Genomic DNA, 18,998 nt, shown 5'->3' with positions numbered 1-18,998 from the left:
ACGACTTTGGAAAAAATGATCAAAAGAGAACAGATTGCAGGAATGAATATCCATTACCTGTTTTATTCACTGGAGTACTTTCTGGATGCACAGGCAGCGGCGGGAATCCGGACGATTGAATTCTGGCCCGGAACACCGCATTTTTTCCTGAGCTATCTGGAATATTCAGATTGTAAAAGAGTGAGAAAACTTCTGAATGACCGGAATCTGACACTCCGTGTCATCACACCGGAAAACTGTACATATCAGTATCAATTTGCCGCACAGGAGAAAGAGCAGTTTGAAAAGAGCCTTGGGTACTTTAAGAAGGCGATGGATGCAGGCGAAGAACTGGGCGCGGAGATCATGGCCATCAATTCCGGATGGGGATACTGGAATGAAGAACGTGAGGAAGCGTGGAAACGTTCAAGAGAGATGCTGTCCATGCTTGCAGAATACGCGAAAGAGCGCGGCATACGTCTGGCAATGGAATCTTTGCGGCCGCAGGAATCCAATCTGGCTACAACAGTGCAGGATGTAAAACGGATGCTGGATGAAGTAAACCATCCAAATCTCAAAGCAATGATCGACACGACGGCTATGGGAGTCGCAGGAGAGACTATCGACCAGTGGTTTGACGTTCTGGGCGAAGATATTATCCATATGCACTTTATTGATGGCAATCCGTACGGACATCTTATCTGGGGCGACGGGACCCACGACCTCGAAGAGTTCTTGAGAGCGCTGAAACGTCATAACTACATGGGGTATCTCGGACAGGAGATCACGGAGTTTGATTATTTCAATAATCCGGCAGCAGCGGATCTGCGGAATATAAAAGCGTACGAGCCATATATTATCTGAAACTGAGAAACAGAATCCGCCCTGTGATCCGGCAGGGCAGCAAAGAGAAAAGGAAGCAAATATGAGATTGATTATAAAGAAAAAGAGAGGAATCCTGTTCCTGCTTCTGACAGCTCTGACAATTGCCGGCTCCGCAGTTTTACTGCCCGCAGACGGGATGTTTACTCTGAATGCGGCGGAGCAGACGAAAGAAATCGTGGTGGGAACAAATGCCGAGTATTCACCTTTTGAATACCGGGACAGTGACGGAGAACTGACAGGATTTGATTATGACCTGCTTGAAGCCATTGCTGAGGTACAGGGGATTGAACTGGTCTGGAACGACCTGCCATTTGATTCGCTGATGGGATCAATGGAAGCAGGAGATATACAGATTATCGCAGCTGCGGTGGGACCGACGGAGGAACGGGAGAGAAGTGTAAATTTTTCAGATGTTTACTATACCGGTTCCCAGAGTATCATCTGCAATGAAGGTGCAGACATTACCGAATTCGCTGATCTGACAGGAAAGACAGTGGCAGTTCTGGAAGGTTCTATGAGTGATCTGATCGTATCTGGTGAAAATACAGATTACGGTATGGTGGAAGATGCTGATGTGAAACGTTTTAAGACGGCGTCCAGCGCAGTTATGGAACTGATGAACCAGGGAGCGGACGCAGTCGTGATAGATACAATCATGGCCGAGATTTACTGCGACCAGACGACCGGCATTATATATACGGAGGTGCCGGGGACAGAAGAAGATACGGTATTCTGCATCCAGAAAGGGAATACCGTACTTACTGAACTGATTAACGAAGGGCTGGCTAAGGTAAGAGAAAACGGCACATATGATGAACTGTATGAAAAATATTTCTCCGGTGAGGGAGAAGATACGGCTGCCGCAGATGAAGAGCAGGGTTTCCTGGGAAAACTGAAATTTATTTTCCTAGATGAAAACCGCTGGCAGTATTATGTGAGTGGTGTGGAGATTACGATTCTGATCTCAATACTTTCCACATTGGTTGGGACTTTGATCGGTCTGTTTGTAGCGATTGTGAGACTTCGAGCCGACCGGATGAAACGAAAGAGTATCGTGGCAGGCATTGCGGCGTTGTATGTGGACATTATCCGCGGAACTCCGTCTGTGCTGCAGCTGATGATTATTTATTTTGCAGTGTTCCACAGCCGACTGGGATATTTGGCGGCCGTGGTCAGCTTCGGGATTAACAGCGGAGCTTATGTTTCCGAGGTGATCCGCGGCGGTATTCTTGCTGTGGATAAAGGACAGACGGAGGCAGGCAGATCGCTTGGAATGTCATATACGGATACTATGTCATTTGTAATCCTGCCCCAGGCAGTGAAAAATATCCTCCCGGCACTCGGAAATGAATTTGTCCAGCTGATCAAAGAGACGTCTATTCTTGGCTATGTGGGTATTCTGGATCTTACGAAAGCTGCTAGCTATGTGTCCTCCAGAACATATCAGATGTTTATTCCGCTTGTCGCCGCAGGAGTGATTTATTATGTTATTGTAAAACTTCTGACAATCCTGCTCGGGAAGTTTGAAAGGAGGCTGAGGGACAGTGATTAAGATCAGACATCTGCAGAAAAGTTTCGGGCAGGTACGGGTACTGAAAGATATCAGTACGGAAATCAGAAAAGGCGAGTGTGTCTGCGTGATTGGACCGTCCGGATCAGGAAAATCCACCTTCCTGAGATGCATCAATCTCCTAGAACAGCCTGACGGCGGAGGTATAGAAGTGGACGGCAGGGATATCCTGGATCCGGGACTGAAGATTGATGATTACCGCAAGGAAGTGGGAATGGTATTCCAGCATTTTAACCTCTTTCCTAATATGACAGTAAAACGTAATATTATGCTGGCTCCGATGCGAGTACTGGGACTGCCCGAGGAGGAATGCTCCGGGAAAGCATTGAAACTGCTGAGGCAGGTCGGTTTAGAGTCCAAGGCGGACACCTATCCGAATAAGCTGTCCGGCGGACAGAAACAGCGCGTGGCCATTGCACGTGCGCTGGCAATGAATCCAAAAGTCCTGCTCTTTGACGAGCCGACTTCTGCTCTCGATCCGGAGATGGTCGGGGAGGTACTTCACGTTATGAAAGAACTGGCAGAAGGCGGAATGACGATGATTGTTGTAACACATGAAATGGGATTTGCCAGAGAAGTAAGTGATAGGGTGTTATTCATTGATCACGGCGTGATTCTGGAGGACCGGCCGCCAAGAGAACTATTTGGGCGGCCAGAGAATGAACGGACGAAGGAATTTCTTGCGAAAATACTGACATAAAATGAAAAAAATTATGCAGATATTCCAGTTTGGTGTAGATATACGCTGACCATTGAAGAAGCTGCCGGATATTATCATATTGGAGAAGGCAAGCTGAGAATGCTCATTGACGAACATCCCAATGAAGATTTCTATGTGAGGAACGGAAACAGAGCATTGATAAAAAGACAGAAATTTGAACGGTATCTGGATCAGGCAACTGCAGTATAAAAAGTTTCTGAAAAAAGAGAATGGCAGATTGCCGATATCCTATGATAAAACTATACGGAGAGTCAAACTTGTGGTACAATAATCTTGCAAGTCTGGCTCTCCTTTTTTTGAAAGGAGAGATTCGATGAGTGAGAAAAGACGAGATAACCGCAATCGGATTTTGCGTGAGGGTGAGTACCAGCGTACAGACGGGAGGTATCGGTTCCGTTATATTGATGAGGACGGAAAAGAGAAAAATGTTTATAGTTGGCGTTTAGACAGGAATGACCCAACCCCCAAAGGTAAAAAGCGGGAACTTTCGCTGAGAGAGAAAGAAAAACATGAAGCAATTTGAGAAAATACTCTGAAAAACGAGGACTTCGGATTAGACCAGAAATCCTGTAAAATCAAGCGTTTGAGAAGAAATACAGACCCTATAAGGAGTTATAGAAAAATGATAAAAGTACTATTCATCTGCCACGGCAACATCTGCCGTTCCCCCATGGCCGAATTTGTCCTAAAAGACATAACCCAAAAAGAAAACCTATCCAACAATTTCTACATCGCATCCGCTGCCACCAGCACAGAAGAAATCGGCAATCCCGTACACCACGGAACCAGGAACAAACTTCGTGAAGTAGGCATTTCCACAGCGGGCAAATACGCGGTGCAGATGAAAAAATCAGATTACGCAAAATATGATTACCTCATAGGCATGGATGCGTGGAACATCCGTAACATGAACCGCATTGCAGGCCACGATCCGGAACATAAGATCTGCCGCCTGCTGGATTTTTCCGAGCATCCCAGAGACATCGCAGACCCATGGTATACAGGGGATTTTGAAACAACATATTCCGATATTGTAGAAGGATGCCGGGCCTTTCTGGAGACTTTGCGGCGTCAGAAAAAAATCTGATCCGGCTGCAGGCAGCAGAAAAAGCCATCAGCCAAAAAACAGCAAAGAAGGTTTGAAACAATGCAGAAAAGCCAAACGCCACAATCCCGATACCTGTTAACGAACCTGTCAGAGCTGCAGGGCATTGGTATATTTTCTTTAAAAGATAACAACATCATTTCATATCAGAAAAATTCTGCTCACAATCCTTTACACCATTGCGCAGAACTGCAGTGTTTCCTGGCAGAAAATGCAGAAAAACAAACAGTTCCATACATCTGTAAAGACGATTACCAGGCCTATTTTGTTTGTATCAAGGCACCAGATGCGTACTATCTGGCTGGCCCAATGTGCACGGTTTTCTTTAATAAAATTGAAAGACACAAGTTCTATCGCGCATATGGTATCCCGGAAGATGCAGAGAAGAACCTTCGCCAGTTTACGGTTACTGAAATACTTCAGACAGTCTGCATACTTGCAAAAATTGTGTGCGATGCAGAATACACGGATCAGCAGCTGTTGGATGCCAATCATCTGGTTCCGGTCACGAAAGAACAGGAAACGGAAGAGCAGATTTTGTTTACCTTAAAGTCTGAGGAAGAAGACTTTTACCGCCATTCCTATCAGGAAGAGAGGAAACTTCTGGATATGGTGCGTGAGGGGAATGTGGAAGAGGCAGTCCGTTTGTCAAAAGATATGGATGCGGAAGTCGGAAAACTGGGAGCCAGTGAGCTGACCCATTGGCGGAATATGCTGGTTGTAGGTGTGACTTTGTGTGCTCGCGCGGCGATTGAGGGCGGATTAATGCCATATGCGGCTTATCGCATGAGCGGGTATTACATTAATAAAGGGTCAGAATGTAAAGATATTATGCAGATTCTTGCCTATCGGAATCATGCCATAGAGGAACTTACAAAACGTGTCTGTGAGCTGAAGACTAAGCGCCATACTTCCAGTTATACAGAGCAGTGTAAGGATTATGTAAAGAAGCATTTCAAAGAAAAAGTATATCTGGATGATATTGCAGGTAAGCTGGGAATCAGCAGCAGTTATTTATCACGAATTTTCAAAAGAGAGACAGGCATATGTATCCAGGACTATGTGAACGATATAAGAATTGAACGTGCTGCAAACCTTTTGATTTATTCAGAGGAATCGATTCCGAGAATAGCAGAGTACGTCAATTTTCCGTCACAAAGTTACTTTGGAAAAATTTTCAAAGCGAAAAAGAACATGACACCAAGACAGTACCGGGAATCCTATAAACCAACGGAATTTCTGGAAGAAAAATAGAAAAAACAAAAATGTATAAAATATGAGGAATGACAAAAGAACGTAGGAATAGCAAAAAGTAACAAAAGAAAGACAGCACTAATAAAATAAGAACAAAATAAAATCAAAAAGATCAAAATACAGATATATCCATTTGTAGATTCCTGTTAAGATATCTTCAACAAAATAACTGAAGATTCTCTGTCACTATAAGTGGAATGACAACCACAAGTGGAGCGACGAATCTTCAAAAAACGGAACAGAAGCGGTGGGAACGGCAATCCATACATACCTATATTCCCCAATATTACAGACCAATTCCCATCAACAAAACAGGAAAAATCACAGGCAGAACGACATTGATCAAACTGCCAACGATCACACTGTCTAAAGGAGTTTGCCATGGAATATCTGAAAGATTCAAACTGGATCTGGAGCCCGTCTTGGAATTCGGAAGACAAGGAAAAGCCGCGAATCGTGTTTTTTCGCAAATCAATAGACATAGACGGAAAAATAAAGGAAGCAGCCCTGCACATATCCGCAGACACCCGCTATAAACTATATATCAATGGAAAATTCATAGAAGCAGGACCTTCCAGAGGCGATCTGCAGATATGGTTTTATGATACCATTGACATAATGCCATATCTGAAAGATGGTATAAATGTAATCGCAGTCTCTGTTCTCCGCTATCCCCAGGACCCGGAAAAAGGAAATCACGGAATGTTCCGTACACCGGTACCGGGCCTGTACGTGAAGGGGGAAATACGGACTGTCAGCGGAAAACAATATGTGTTGTCCGCCGACGCATCCTGGAAATGCAAAAAAGACGATTCCGTCTTATTTATTCGGGAAGAGGAACGTTTTGCTCCCCTGATCATACATGAAAATGTCATAGGAAATCCGGAACTCTTCGGCTGGAAGACAGATACCTATGATGACAGCCTATGGGATGCGGCAAGACCGTATATCAATAAACAGATTTCAAAAGCCATCAGCCCGGGTAATTTATATCCCCGGACTATCCCTTTTATGTACCGGAAAGAGCGTCAGTTTTCCGGTGTTATGGATGTTAAAAAATCCGGATATACTGGTCAGGATTGGGCAGATTTTATAAATGGGAAAAAAACTTTAAAATTCCCTGCAGAAACCGAAGAAATTATAGAACTTGACGCAGGAGAAGAAATGACAGGATATCTGAAAACAGAATTTTGTCACGGAAAAGGATCCAAAGTGCAATTCCTCTATTCGGAAGCTTACGTCCAAAATGGTTTTACAGGGCCGGAAAAAATCCCGGTAAAAAGAGACCGAGCAGATAACATGAACGGCCATCTGCAGGGCTATGAAGACACATATTCTGTGGGGGGATTTGGCAGTCCGGATATGCCGGAAACCTATGAACCTTATTGGTTCCGTACCTTCCGTTTTATACGGCTGCACATCATTACAGGACAGGAACCGCTTACACTCTGCAGCATGCATTACGAAGAAACAGGATACCCTCTGCAGGTGCAGACAGAGGTTACAACCTCCGATAACACTTTAGCAGACATTTGGGATATCAGCGAAAGAACTCTGAGACGGTGTATGCATGAAAGCTACGAGGATTGTCCTTTTTATGAGCAGCTCCAGTATATAATGGATGCAAGGCAGCAGATTCTTTACACATATGCAGTCAGCGCGGATGACAGACTGGCCAGGAAATGTCTGGACGATTTAAAACGATCCCAGCGGTATGACGGTTTGCTGAACTGCTGCTATCCGAACTGCAATCCCAATGTGATTCCGGGATTTTCCGTTTATTATATATTGATGGTCTATGACCACATGATGTATTTCGGTAACAAAAAGCTGATAGAGGAATACATGCCGGCAATTCATCAGATTTTAAACTTTTTTGATAGAAATCTGACCCCGCAGGGATATGTGGGGAAAATCGGCGGAATGAATATGGAGACTCCCTTCTGGTCTTTTATTGATTGGGCAGAGGAGTGGAACGACACCACAGGAATGCCTCCGGCCGGGGTGAATGGACCAATCACAATGGAAAGTCTATTATATATTTACGGCCTTCAGCACGCTGCAAAACTGGCGTTATTTTTGGACCGAAGGGAAGAAGCGCATAGATTTTCGGAAAAGGCGGAAAAAGTCAGGAATGCTGTCAGAACCTATTGTACAGGGAAAAATAGTATGCTTCAGGACGGCCCCGGAGTCGAGGAATACAGTCAGCACTGCCAGGTGTTTGCGGTTTTGACAGATACAGTAGATACAATTACCGGGACCGGGAATCTGTTGGAAACCATAAAAAATAAGAAGTATACCCAGTGTACCGTTGCCATGTGTTTCTATCTCTTTCGGGCTCTGGAAAAGACAGGACTGTATCAATATACAAACCAGTATTGGGAGATATGGAGAAACATGGTCAGAAATCATTGCACGACCTGTGTGGAAGCAGAGGCATATGCCAGGAGTGAATGCCACGGATGGGGTGCTCTTATTTTATATGAACTGCCCTGCGTCACGCTTGGGGTACGCCCCGCAAAACCCGGATTCCGAAAAGTCCGCATTGCTCCCACAGCGGGATATCTGACACATGCGTCAGGGAAAGTAAAAACACCGGTGGGTGATATACAGGTGTCATGGAAATTGGAACATGGGAACTGTAAAGTGGAGTATACGGTACCGGAAGATATAGAGGTGCTGCCTGCGCCTGTGTGAAAATTTCCTCACCTTTATAGGCGGAGGCATAAATCGCCAAAACAAACTCAGCGGCAGTGACGGACGGGGAGAAACCGTATCCTCCACGGACATGAGAGCAAGCCTCGCATCCATATATGACGTAATCATACTCTATGAAATTACCGAATGTGGATTGAAACAAAAAGTAACATTATTACACAACCCTTTTTACATACAGGCTGTAACACCAGAGCAGCAGTCTGTATGCAAAAGGGGTTTTATTATTTTACCAGATAATGATATATTTTCCGCCCATCCCCAAACGCTCCCTCCCTCCTTTCCCCATCCCCACACAACATCATTATTACAACAAAATAATTACAAAAACAACAAAATAACAGTATATCAATTTCCCGTCCACTGCTATTATAAATACATCAAAACACAAGACAATCAAAGGAGAAAGCACATGATTTCAGAACGTTTTTACGGAATCGGGGAACCGCTGATCCAGCGGGAGCGGGATACCCATGTACCGGCAGCAGAATATCTGGATTTGGTAAAGGCATTGGGATGTACGGCATACCGTTCCTGGATGCATCTGACAGAGATTCTGAAGGACCCTCTTACACCTGATGAGGAGGCCGTTTCCGCTCATACAGAGCTTTTGGACAGGGCAGTAGAGCTGGATCTGGAAGTGACGGGCATGAGCCACGAGTGGTTTCTGCCGGAGGGATGTATTCAGCATACAGGGCATGCAGTTCCAAGGAGAGATTTGACAAAAGGCAGTCTTTACCGTCAGACACTTGAGATGCTGGAGCAGTCCTGGTTTACCATGGTATCCCTGTTTCCCCAGGTGTCCCAGTGGGAGGTGGGAAATGAGTGGAACATCAATGCGTTTCTGCAGCCTGACGGATTTCTTGACAGCGATATGTCAGAGCCGTTTAGCCCGGAGGAGAAGCTGGACATAGCGGTTGACCTCATGTATTTTGCCGCAAAGGGCATCAGAAGAGCGAACCCCAATGCAAAAGTTGTTTCCTTTTCCCCGGCGCTGAGCACGCCCTGGCTGGGAGGAAATCTGCCGGACTTCCTGCCGCCCATGTATGGAATCGCGTGGACTCTGGACAAGATTTACAGCCGCATCCGGTCAGGAAAATTCTGGTCCACAGACCCGGATGATTACTTTGACCTGGTGGCATGGCACCCCTATCAGATGAGTACCTGCCAGGATAAAAGAGAGGCGGATCTGTTCCTGCACATTGAGGAACCGGACTATCTGTGGAAGGATTATAACGACGCAGCATATCGTGTCATGTGCAAATACGGTGATGCAGAGAAACAGGTCATCCTAACGGAAACAGGTTTTACAGACTGCGGAGATCCCAAGCTTGAAAAAATGCAGGCTGAATATACACGTAAATTGCTGCAGCTTGCGGGAGAACTCCCTTATGTCCGGACTATCTATAATTTCCGGCTGCTGACCGAGACAGGAATGCTGGAAAAGCAGGGCATAGAGAAAAACCAGATCGGCGGCCGGGCAGAAGTGTACTTCGGATTTTTCGAGGAACCCCATAAGAACTGCAGACCAAGATTAAAGGCATATGTCTTACAGGAGGCAGCGGGCGGTAACGAAGACCTAGCTGCAGCAGGGAAAAAAGTGGCACTTTTAAGGAAGAAATCATGAGGAAACCGCAATGAAAGAATACGTGGTAAATACAACATCCGGGAAAGTAAAAGGCTATCTGAGAAACAATCTGGTGGAATATCTGGGCATCCCATTTGCACAGCCTCCCGTTGGCAGCCTGCGCTTTAAAAGAGCACAGCCTGTGGCTCCATGGCAAGGGATTTATGACGCCGGAGACTATGGAAAAGAAGCCGTCCAACTGGACGAAGGACAGTTAAAAGGCAGCGAAGACTGCCTTACCCTGAACATAAGACGCCCCATGGAGGGAAAGGATCTGCCGGTTCTTGTGTGGATACACGGCGGTGGATACAATACGGGATCAGCGTCCGTTCCCCTTTACAGCGGTGTCTCATTTGCGGAAAAAGGTATTGTCTTTGTCTCCGTTCAGTATCGTTTAAATGTACTGGGATTTTATGACTTTACAACATACCCCGGCTGTGAAGATTTTGAGAGTAACTGCGGTGTATCTGACCAGATTCTTGCCATAACCTGGATCCATGAAAATATAAAAGCTTTCGGCGGCGACCCCGGCCGCATCACCATAGCCGGAGAATCAGCCGGCGGAGCCTCTGTGATCAATATGCTGGCAGCTCCCGCCGTAAAAGGTATGTTCAGCCAGGCAATCGCACAAAGCCCCCTGCCGAACTGTATTGCCACCCACAGGACAGCCGGAGAGAATATAGATCTGTTTCTGGAAGGCATGGGGTGGAACGTGGGGGATCTGCAGAAGCTCAGAACGATAAATCCCTTTGAATTGCAGAAAGGCAATACTTATGTGGCAGAAAAGCACCAGTACAAAAACCCGGGAATCTTTCTTCCCGGCCCCATACAGGACGATCTGCTTCCCGTACGCCCCATTGATGCCATCCGCAGCGGCAGCGCAGAGGGCGTAAAGCTTCTCATCGGTACCAACAAGCATGAGGGGACCCTGTTCGTCCATCCGAAAAAGACGGGGTTTCCAAACAACTGGGCCATGACTGCTGCTATGTTTGAAAAGAACGGACATGCCGCCGCGCTTCCGGAAATGATCCGTTATTACCAGTCTTCCCCGGAAGAACAGAAGCTGAAAGAAGTATCAGACAGACAAAGAGAAGTCCCGGCGGAACAGTTAAAACCGTTTATAAATTTTGCCACAGACTACGCTTTTCGTATGCCTTCCCTGAAGGCAGCGCAAGCCCAGAAAGCATACGGGGATGTGTGGCTGTATAGCTTTGAATTTGTTTCAAGATCCGGGAAAAGTACAGGGATGGGAGCCTCCCACGCTTATGAACTTCCCTGTATGTTCGCCGACAAAGAATTTGCTTTCAGCAGATTTATCTTTGACGGGGAAACGGAGGAAACCGCAGACACGCTGATAGAAGCTATGCACAGTTCCTGGGTCCGGTTTATAAAAACAGGGGAACCCGATAAAGAGAACTGGCCAAAATACACGGGATATCACACCCCGGTCCGTGTCTTTGACAGAGTGAGCAGGACAGAAATACGGGATTTCAGTAAGCTTATGGAACTCTGGAAGGACATGCGGTTTTATGAAAACTGAGGGTAACGTGGCTGAAGCGTTACAACTGAGGCAGTAAAGACCAAACACTGCCCTGAAAAGGAGAGAAGAAAATGTTTAGTTATGCATCAAAACATAATGACCCCAAAGCAAAATTAGGCTGGAGCGAACGCATCGGCTACGGTATCGGCAACTATGGTATGGCGTGGGTAAACGGCATCATGTCAGCTTTCTTTATGATCTATCTGACCAATGTATCCTTCGTGGATGCAGGTGTGGCAGGCACGATCATTGCTCTGTCAAAAGTATTTGACGGTATCAGCGATCTGATCATGGGCGGAATCGTGGACCACACCAAATCCAAACACGGCAAGGCCAGGATCTGGCTGGTGCGCATGTGTATTCCGCTGGCAGTTTCCACACTGCTGCTGTTCTGTATCCCGGCATCCATGACCGGATTTATAAAATACGTCTACATATTTATCATGTATAACCTGGTAAACGCCGTATTCTACACAGCTATGTATGTACCGTATACTTCCATGAATTACCTTATGACCCAGAATGACTTTGACCGTGGTCTGCTGGGCAACATGAACATGATTTTCCAGACACTGGCGAACATCACCATGAACACCTTCTTCCTCACTTGGCTGAACAAATTCGGAGACGGTGATATCTACACACAGAAAGCATGGACAAAAGCCTTTATGATTGTAGGCATAATTGTCATTGCTGCCAGTATCCTCTGTTTCTTCGGAACAAAGGAACGCGTAAAAAACATGGAAAAACAGTCAGGAGGAGAAAAAGAAGAAAAATCCGTACCTGCAAGGAAAGCCGTAAAATCCCTGTTCCAAAATAAATACTGGGTTCTGATGACAGTCTGTATGTTCCTGATTTTCTTTGTCATTGTCATGTACGCAGTGGCGGCAGCCTACTATGCGCAGTATGTTCTCGGGGATATAGGCTTCTACACCCCGATCAACAACGCGCTGTCCATCGCACAGTTTGGCATCATGTTCCTCACACCGGCATTCATGAAGAAATTCGGAAAACACAGAACCTATCAGGTCGGTCTTATTGCTATGATGGCGGGATTCGCAGGCACAGGCCTGTGCGGTACAAACCTTCCGTTACTTATTTTCTTTAACGCAGTAAAAGGCGTGGGGTTAGGGGCTGCCGGCGGTATGGCCTTTGGAATGGTGTCAGATACGATTGAATACGGAGAGTGGAAGACCGGTGTTGTGGCTGTGGGAATGGGCAATGCAGGCGTCAGCACAGCCCAGAAGCTGGGACTCGGTCTTGGACAGGCAGTTATGGGTTGGATTCTTGCGGCAGGCGGATTCGATGCGGCAAAAGCCGTGCAGTCAGCAGGTGCACAGAGCGCGATCAGCTTTTGCTACAACTGGATTCCCGTTATCTGTGTGGCCCTGTGCTCTGTACTTATGTTGTTTTACCGCCTGGACAAAGAATTGCCGGTGATCCGCACAGAGATGGCAAAGCGTAACAGTTCAGACAGGTCTGCGTATTGACTGCGCTGACCGTATGAAAAAGTAGTGCCGGCAGACCGGTTAAAATATTCTGTACTGGAATAACTTCCTGATATGTGGTATATTGATGAAAAGAGAGGGAAAGCTTAGTACCCCCAATCCTTCAGGGCCTCATAGACAGTCCGGGCAATGGCTTTGGCTCCCAGTTCGTTGGGATGGACACCGTCCTGGAGGAAAAATTCGGGGTGGCTGGCAGTCACCTCATGAATATCGATAAAAGGCAGTCCCAGTTCCTTGGCGAGCTCACGGACTGCTTTTGCTGCTTCGCCGGCTACGCCGGCCCGTATCTTATAGGGCTTTGCAGGATTGAAATTCTCCGGGAATACAGAGGCAGGCGTCATGAGAATGACATCCGGTCTGGATGGCAGCTCCTGGTAGGAGAGGATCAACTGCCGGTAATCATCCTGGAATGCCTCTGTGCTGATCCAGTTATAGGGCTTTGTATCGTTGGTCCCCAGCATGATCAGCACCACATCCGGTTTGAAGTCCAGGCTTTTTTTGTACCGCTTGTGGCTCGTATAAGGTCTGTCACAGCTTTCCTGAAGTGTGTATCCGCTGGCACCGAAATTTTTTACGGAATATTTCCGGCCGAGCATAGTTCCAAGCTGTGCGGGATAACTGTCGTGGCTTTTGTCCCGGATCGTGGCGCCGTAGGTTATGCTGTCCCCCACACAGGCGATCCGCGTTTGGGAAGGGCAGGTCAGCCGGAGGACGAGGAGTATGACGGCCAGAAGAACGGCAAAGCGCAGCAGGTAATCAGAAAGTTTCTTTTGTCTCATAAAGGAATTTTCTCCTTTTTTCATATTTCACATGCATATCTTATTGTAAGGGCTAAAAAATGGAATTGCAAGGGAAGGATACAAAAATGGAAGATAGAATAAAAGAAGTTCTGGTGCAGACACCTTTCTGGGAACATTTGACAAAAGAGCAGCAGGAGAGGGTGTGCCGGGATTCCAGAGAAGTGCACTATCCGGCGGGAAGCCTGATCTATTCACCCACCAGGGAATGCCTGGGAACCGTATTTATTTTAAAGGGCGTTATCCGTGCGTATCTCCTGTCTGACGAGGGCAAAGAGGTGACCATATACCGGATCAGGGAAGGGGATACCTGTGTGCTCACAGCTTCCTGTGCCCTGTCAGCCATCACCTTTGATGTGGAGATAGAGGCAGAGGCGGACTGTGATGTTCTGCTGATACCGGCACCTGTATTTTCCGCTCTTGCGGTGGACAATATCTATGTGGAGAATTATGCCTACAAGATTGCCACAGAGCGTTTTTCAAGCGTTGTGGAGGCTCTGCAGCAGATGCTGTTTTTAAGTCTGACTCAGAGGATCGCCGCTTTTCTCATCGACGAATCCGCACAGAGGAAGGATGACAGCATCCGTATGACCCATGAGGAAATCGCAAAAGCCATCGGCAGTGCCAGGGAAGCGGTGAGCAGAACCCTGAAACAGATGGTAAAAAAGGGGGATATATCCCTGTTCCGCGGCGGAATCAAGATTGAAAATAAAAGCAGCCTTTATGAGCTGCTGCCGTAAGGCAGGCATGACGAAAAAGGGTGCGGCAGGAAGCCGCACCCTTTTATCCATCCATCTCTGTTTTTATTTCAGAAGATTCAAAAGCTGCCCTTTTGGAACAACTCCCACAGATTTTTCCACAACCTTTCCATTCTTGAACACCAGAACCGTGGGAATGTTCATAACGCCGTAGGAGGAAGCCAGACCCGGATTCTCATCCACATTTACTTTGCCTACTTTATACGCGCCTTTGGATTCCTCGGCGATCTCCTCAATAACCGGCCCCAGCATGCGGCAGGGCATACACCAGGTTGCCCAGAAATCTACCATTACAGGAACAACAGAATCCAATACCTCACTTTTAAAGTTTTTCTCATCAAATACCATTGCCATAATTATACACTCCTTATTTTTATCATAAATTTTTGGTTTCTCATCTTTATGAGCCTATTCTATCAGATGCAGGCCCACTTTTCTGTGACTGTGTCACACTGCTTCCGGAAGCTTTTTTAAATACTTCACAGCTTTTGTTCCCGCAAGGGCTCCTTCATAGACGGCTTTTGATACCTGAAGAAGGCCGCCTGTGCAGTCTCCTGCTGCAAAAAGTCCGGGAAGGGCAGTGCTGGTGTCTGTCTCTATCATGATATGATTGTTTTCTATCATCAAGCCCAGTTTTCTTGCAATATCTGTGCTTCCTGCGGTTCCGAGCGCCACGAAAAGTCCGTCCAGCGGAAATTTTTCGTGATTCTCCAGTTCCAGCCATTTTAAGGTGGGCTCTCCTCCGGCGGAAATGATCTTCCTTGTCTCAACCTGGATGGTTCCCAGCGCTTCTTTTTCAAAAGTGGGTTCCATGCCGTTGGTGAGGATCGTGACTTTGGCAGCCATGGGTTCCAGCACCTTTGCTTCATGCAGGGCGTATTCTCCGTTGCCGATCACTGCCACATCCTTCTGGCGGTAGAAAAAACCGTCGCAGATGGCACAGTAACTGATACCGCTGCCTTCATATCTGCGGGCTTCCTTAAGGGCAAGCGTGTTCCTTTTGGTTCCCGTTGCCAGGATCAATGACTTGGTCTGATAGGTGGACGTGATGGTGTGAATCGTGTAATCGCCGTCGTATTCCACAGACAGCATTTCATCCTCCACGACAGGGACTCCCAGGGCTTTGATCTGCTTCAGACCGTTCTCATACAGCTCCTGTCCGGAAACAGGGTCAGGCAGTCCGTAATAATTTTCAATCTTCGCTGCCTTTTCCAGAGCACCGATACCTTTGTGTATGATAAGCGGCGTGATGCCGGAGCGGACTGCGTACAGAGCAGCGGAGATTCCGGCAGGTCCTGCGCCGGCGATAATCAGTTTTTCCATATATTCAGGCACTTCCTTTCTTTCTACTCTTATCTTATCATAAATTTTACCAAAAGACACAGGTTTTGTTGGTGACCTGGTTACATAAGAAAAAAGCCTTTATAAAAACAGAGAAAAATGGTAAAATATAAACATAAGAAATGGCCGGGAGGAGGAAAGATTTATGGAAGAGGAAAAAAAGATTGAAAGGCTGAGGGCAATCCTTGATGCCAGCGCCTATACAGTCATTTTAAGCGGTTCCGGCATGATGGCAGAGTGCGGATACATGGGAATGAAGACACCGGAGAAAGCGTATGAGATCGAGAAGACATACGGTGTGTCACCGGAGGATATATTTACCAGTGTGTACTACAACAACAGGCCGGCGGAGTTTTTCAAATTTTACCGCGACGAAGTTCTCCAGGGGGATGTGGACACCAGCGACACGTTCCGTGTGGCAGCCAGGATGGAGCAGAAGGGAAAGCTGAAGTGTATCATTACCGGGAATATTTACGGATATCCCCAGAAGGCAGGCTGCCGCAATGTGATTAACCTGCACGGAAGCATCCATGAGAATATCTGCCCCCACTGCGGAAGGAAATATCCGCTGGAATATATAAGAGCGTCCAAAAAAGTACCGCTGTGTGAGGACTGCAGCCGTGTCATCCGTCCGCAGGTGGCTCTCTTTGGCGAAATGATGGACAGCCAGCTCATGACAAGGGCAACCTGGGAGATTGAGAACGCGGATACCCTGATCCTTCTTGGAACGACACTGGATTCCGAGGTGTTTTCCAAGTATATCAAATACTTTGAGGGAACGAATCTGGTCATCATTCATAAAGAGCATCATCACTCAGACAGCAGAGCATACCTTGTCATCTGGGATGAGCCGAGAAATATTTTTACGAAACTAGGTTATTAATGTGAAAACCTAACAAAAAAGCGCCCCGTTTTTCGTGAATGAGGCGCTTTTTATATGAGGGATTTAGAAAAACACTAACACATTTCACAAAAATTAATCAAAAAAACAACTTGTATTTATGAAAAAAATCAGTTGTATTTTTCCATATACCAATTGGTACACGAAAACCCTCCAAAAACAGGGAGAAAACCATAAAAGAAATTGAAAAAATGTCTGAAAAATTGTCCGTAAAATCACAGGAAAGCCACATCGAAAAAAATATAAAGAAAGATTGACAAATGAAAAAATTAGCTGTAATGTTTTCTGGAATCATAAATAAATAAGAAAGGAGAAGTTAAAAAATCATAAAATAGAAAGGGAGGATGTCCTACGGGAACTATAGCGGATAGGATTACGGAAGAGCTGAACTGCGAGACCGTATTTACCATCCCAATTTTTGGCGGGATACCAGTCACGGAGTCCGTGGTGGTCACCTGGATCATTATGGCAGCATTGACGATATTATCCATCGTTCTTGTCAGAAATCTGAAGGTGGAAAATCCCGGTAAGAAACAGTTGGCTCTGGAATCATCTATTGGATTTCTGCATGACTTTTTCGCGGATATTCTGGGCGAGAGAGGAAAGCAGTATATTCCTTACTTGATTACCGCTGCCATCTATATTGGCGTGGCTAACTTAATTGGTCTTCTGGGCTTTAAGCCGCCCACAAAGGACTTAAACGTGACAGCAGGGCTGGCAATCATAAGCATCTTCCTGATTGAATATTCAGGATGGAAGCAGAAAGGGTTTAAGCGGTTCATGCACAGTTTTGCAGAACCCATGGCCATTGTTACGCCGATTAACATTATGGAGATATTTATCCGCCCGGTATCGCTTTGTATGCGGTTGTTCGGCAATGTTATCGGATCATTTGTTGTAATGGAACTGATCAAAATGATCTTACCGGTTGTTTTACCCATTCCATTCAGCTTTTATTTTGACATTTTTGATGGTCTGATTCAGGCCTATGTATTTGTTTTTTTAACTTCGCTCTTTATCAAGGAGCAGATAGAAGAGTAATCATTAAAAATAAATTTGGAAAAGGAGAACAGAGATATGTTAACAGCAATTGGTGCAGGTATGGCAGTTTTAACAGGTTTAGGAGCAGGTTTAGGTATCGGTCTTGCAACATCTAAAGCAACAGAAGCGATCGCAAGACAGCCGGAGGCAGAGGGAAAGATCAGTAAAGCGCTGTTACTCGGATGTGCACTTGCAGAGGCAACTGCTATTTACGGTTTCGTTATCGCTTTATTACTGTTATTCGTAAAATAAGGAAGGCAGGTGAAGACAGGTGCTGAGTTTAGGCTGGGGCCTTATCTGGACCATAATTAACCTGATAGTTCTTTATCTCTTACTGAAAAAATTCCTGATCGGACCGATACTGGGAATCATGGAAAAAAGAAAGACACTCATCGCACAGCAGCTTGAAAATGCCAGGACAACAGAAGGAAAGGCGAATGAGCTGAAAGGCCAGTATGAAATGGCAATAAGCGGTGCAAAAGCCGAGTCCTTACAGATTATCGAGGAAGCGAAAGCGGATGCGAGGACCCTGACAGAGCGTACCGTTCGGGAAGCGAATGAGCAGGCTGCCAGAATCCTGGAAAGTGCCAGAAAAACGGCAGAACAGGAAAAGGAAAATGCCCTGGCAGGAGCAAAATCCGAAATCGCGGGCCTTGCCGTGGAAGCAGCCAGAAAAATGCTTGCAGGCGGAAGCCAGGCGGGAAACAGCATGCTCTACGACACATTTTTAGCAGAAGCGGGTGATGCAGATGACAGAGAGTCTGAATAATTACGGGAAAGTGCTGTATGAGCTGAACATTTCACCGGAATCTGCAGCCGGCGCAAGAGAACTTTTAGAGAAAGTTCCCCAGGTGTCGGAAGTGCTTTCAAGCCCTGTTGTATCCCTGGCGGCGAAGCAGAGAGTTGTAGACCGGATTTTTCCGAAAGAGATACATAATTTTATGAAAATACTGTGCAGATACCACAAAGCAGGCGAGGCACAGGAAATTTTTAAGGCATATCAGGAGTATTACAACGAGCAAAATAATATTTTAAATGCCACTCTGTCTTATGTGGTACTTCCTACAGAGGAGCAGCTTGAAGGAATCAGAAGATTTCTCTGCAGGCAATACCACGTAAAGGATGTAGCATTTCAGTTACAGGAAGAAAAAGACCTGGTCGGCGGATTTACCCTCCGCGTAGGAGACCGGGAGATTGATTACAGCCTGAAGGGCAGAATCAATGCACTACAACAAAAATTGACCTGGAGGTGAACG

At 46.2% G+C, this 18,998-nt stretch carries 19 protein-coding genes and 1 pseudogene; 17 read left to right on the top strand and 3 right to left on the bottom strand.

Features of this window, described 5'->3' with window-relative positions:
* The first annotated feature begins 15 nt into the window (after positions 1-15).
* The 11 genes and pseudogenes from LC508_RS06255 to LC508_RS06200 all read left to right on the top strand — a co-directional run bounded on the left by LC508_RS06255 (position 16) and on the right by LC508_RS06200 (position 12,886).
* On the top strand, positions 16-843 hold the full coding sequence (locus LC508_RS06255) for a sugar phosphate isomerase/epimerase family protein (RefSeq protein ID WP_054351237.1): 828 nt from the start codon (positions 16-18) through the stop codon (positions 841-843).
* A 61-nt stretch (positions 844-904) separates the two neighbouring features.
* On the top strand, positions 905-2,416 hold the full coding sequence (locus LC508_RS28335; protein WP_103732690.1) for an ABC transporter substrate-binding protein/permease: 1,512 nt from the start codon (positions 905-907) through the stop codon (positions 2,414-2,416).
* Positions 2,409-3,134, top strand: coding sequence for an amino acid ABC transporter ATP-binding protein (locus LC508_RS06240; protein ID WP_103732689.1), 726 nt, complete (start codon positions 2,409-2,411; stop codon positions 3,132-3,134). The genes LC508_RS28335 and LC508_RS06240 overlap by 8 nt, the downstream gene beginning before the upstream one ends.
* A 21-nt stretch (positions 3,135-3,155) precedes the next feature.
* A complete protein-coding gene (locus LC508_RS06235) occupies positions 3,156-3,344 on the top strand; it encodes an excisionase (protein WP_054351157.1) in 189 nt (62 codons plus the stop codon).
* Between the two features lie 124 nt (positions 3,345-3,468).
* A pseudogene (locus LC508_RS06230) lies at positions 3,469-3,663 on the top strand (integrase DNA-binding domain-containing protein); the annotation flags it as partial.
* Positions 3,664-3,777: 114 nt separating this feature from the next.
* Positions 3,778-4,242 carry a low molecular weight protein-tyrosine-phosphatase gene (locus LC508_RS06225; RefSeq protein ID WP_033140439.1) on the top strand — a complete coding sequence of 155 codons (465 nt, stop codon included), beginning with the start codon at positions 3,778-3,780 and terminating at the stop codon, positions 4,240-4,242.
* Positions 4,243-4,302: 60 nt separating this feature from the next.
* Positions 4,303-5,514 (top strand): helix-turn-helix transcriptional regulator, encoded by a 1,212-nt coding sequence (locus LC508_RS06220; RefSeq protein ID WP_103733236.1) that lies wholly within the window; start codon positions 4,303-4,305, stop codon positions 5,512-5,514.
* Between the two features lie 381 nt (positions 5,515-5,895).
* Complete coding sequence (locus tag LC508_RS06215) at positions 5,896-8,211, top strand: alpha-L-rhamnosidase-related protein (RefSeq protein ID WP_054351160.1); 2,316 nt, start codon at positions 5,896-5,898, stop codon at positions 8,209-8,211.
* Positions 8,212-8,641: 430 nt separating this feature from the next.
* The gene (locus LC508_RS06210; RefSeq protein WP_103732315.1) at positions 8,642-9,856 is read left to right on the top strand and encodes a hypothetical protein; all 1,215 of its coding nucleotides are present in this window, start codon (positions 8,642-8,644) and stop codon (positions 9,854-9,856) included.
* Between the two features lie 10 nt (positions 9,857-9,866).
* Positions 9,867-11,396: a carboxylesterase/lipase family protein gene (locus LC508_RS06205; protein ID WP_054351162.1), complete on the top strand. Its 1,530-nt coding sequence runs from the start codon at positions 9,867-9,869 to the stop codon at positions 11,394-11,396.
* Between the two features lie 71 nt (positions 11,397-11,467).
* Entirely contained in the window at positions 11,468-12,886 is a 1,419-nt protein-coding gene (locus LC508_RS06200; protein WP_103732316.1) for an MFS transporter, read from the top strand.
* Positions 12,887-12,990: 104 nt separating this feature from the next.
* On the opposite strand, the gene LC508_RS06195 is transcribed toward LC508_RS06200, so the two are convergent.
* Positions 12,991-13,683 (bottom strand): GDSL-type esterase/lipase family protein, encoded by a 693-nt coding sequence (locus LC508_RS06195; protein ID WP_052099238.1) that lies wholly within the window; start codon positions 13,681-13,683, stop codon positions 12,991-12,993.
* Between the two features lie 86 nt (positions 13,684-13,769).
* Between LC508_RS06195 and LC508_RS06190 the strand changes: the two genes are divergently transcribed.
* Positions 13,770-14,441 carry a Crp/Fnr family transcriptional regulator gene (locus tag LC508_RS06190; protein WP_033140434.1) on the top strand — a complete coding sequence of 224 codons (672 nt, stop codon included), beginning with the start codon at positions 13,770-13,772 and terminating at the stop codon, positions 14,439-14,441.
* A gap of 63 nt (positions 14,442-14,504) precedes the next feature.
* Here LC508_RS06190 and trxA read toward each other — a convergent pair whose 3' ends face one another.
* Both trxA and LC508_RS06180 read right to left on the bottom strand, forming a co-directional pair.
* Positions 14,505-14,813 (bottom strand): thioredoxin, encoded by a 309-nt coding sequence (trxA, locus tag LC508_RS06185; RefSeq protein WP_033140433.1) that lies wholly within the window; start codon positions 14,811-14,813, stop codon positions 14,505-14,507.
* A 93-nt stretch (positions 14,814-14,906) separates the two neighbouring features.
* Positions 14,907-15,782 (bottom strand): NAD(P)/FAD-dependent oxidoreductase, encoded by an 876-nt coding sequence (locus tag LC508_RS06180; RefSeq protein WP_103732317.1) that lies wholly within the window; start codon positions 15,780-15,782, stop codon positions 14,907-14,909.
* A gap of 163 nt (positions 15,783-15,945) precedes the next feature.
* Here LC508_RS06180 and LC508_RS06175 point away from each other — a divergent pair, with 163 nt between their 5' ends.
* The 5 genes from LC508_RS06175 to atpH all read left to right on the top strand — a co-directional run bounded on the left by LC508_RS06175 (position 15,946) and on the right by atpH (position 18,995).
* Positions 15,946-16,683, top strand: a complete 738-nt coding sequence (locus LC508_RS06175) for an SIR2 family NAD-dependent protein deacylase (protein WP_225305331.1) — start codon at positions 15,946-15,948, stop codon at positions 16,681-16,683.
* A gap of 390 nt (positions 16,684-17,073) precedes the next feature.
* Positions 17,074-17,742, top strand: a complete 669-nt coding sequence (locus tag LC508_RS06170; protein ID WP_033140430.1) for a F0F1 ATP synthase subunit A — start codon at positions 17,074-17,076, stop codon at positions 17,740-17,742.
* A 36-nt stretch (positions 17,743-17,778) separates the two neighbouring features.
* Positions 17,779-17,994 (top strand): ATP synthase F0 subunit C, encoded by a 216-nt coding sequence (atpE, locus tag LC508_RS06165; RefSeq protein ID WP_018594308.1) that lies wholly within the window; start codon positions 17,779-17,781, stop codon positions 17,992-17,994.
* 19 nt (positions 17,995-18,013) lie between these two features.
* Positions 18,014-18,511, top strand: coding sequence for a F0F1 ATP synthase subunit B (gene atpF, locus LC508_RS06160; protein WP_033140429.1), 498 nt, complete (start codon positions 18,014-18,016; stop codon positions 18,509-18,511).
* Complete coding sequence (atpH, locus tag LC508_RS06155; RefSeq protein WP_181014445.1) at positions 18,486-18,995, top strand: ATP synthase F1 subunit delta; 510 nt, start codon at positions 18,486-18,488, stop codon at positions 18,993-18,995. Before atpF ends, atpH begins: the two co-directional genes overlap by 26 nt.
* Positions 18,996-18,998: the final 3 nt, after the last annotated feature.

Source organism: Blautia parvula (genome assembly GCF_020215665.1).
Taxonomy (GTDB): Bacteria; Bacillota; Clostridia; order Lachnospirales; family Lachnospiraceae; genus Blautia; species Blautia celeris.
This window is presented reverse-complemented; position numbering and strand designations above follow the sequence as displayed.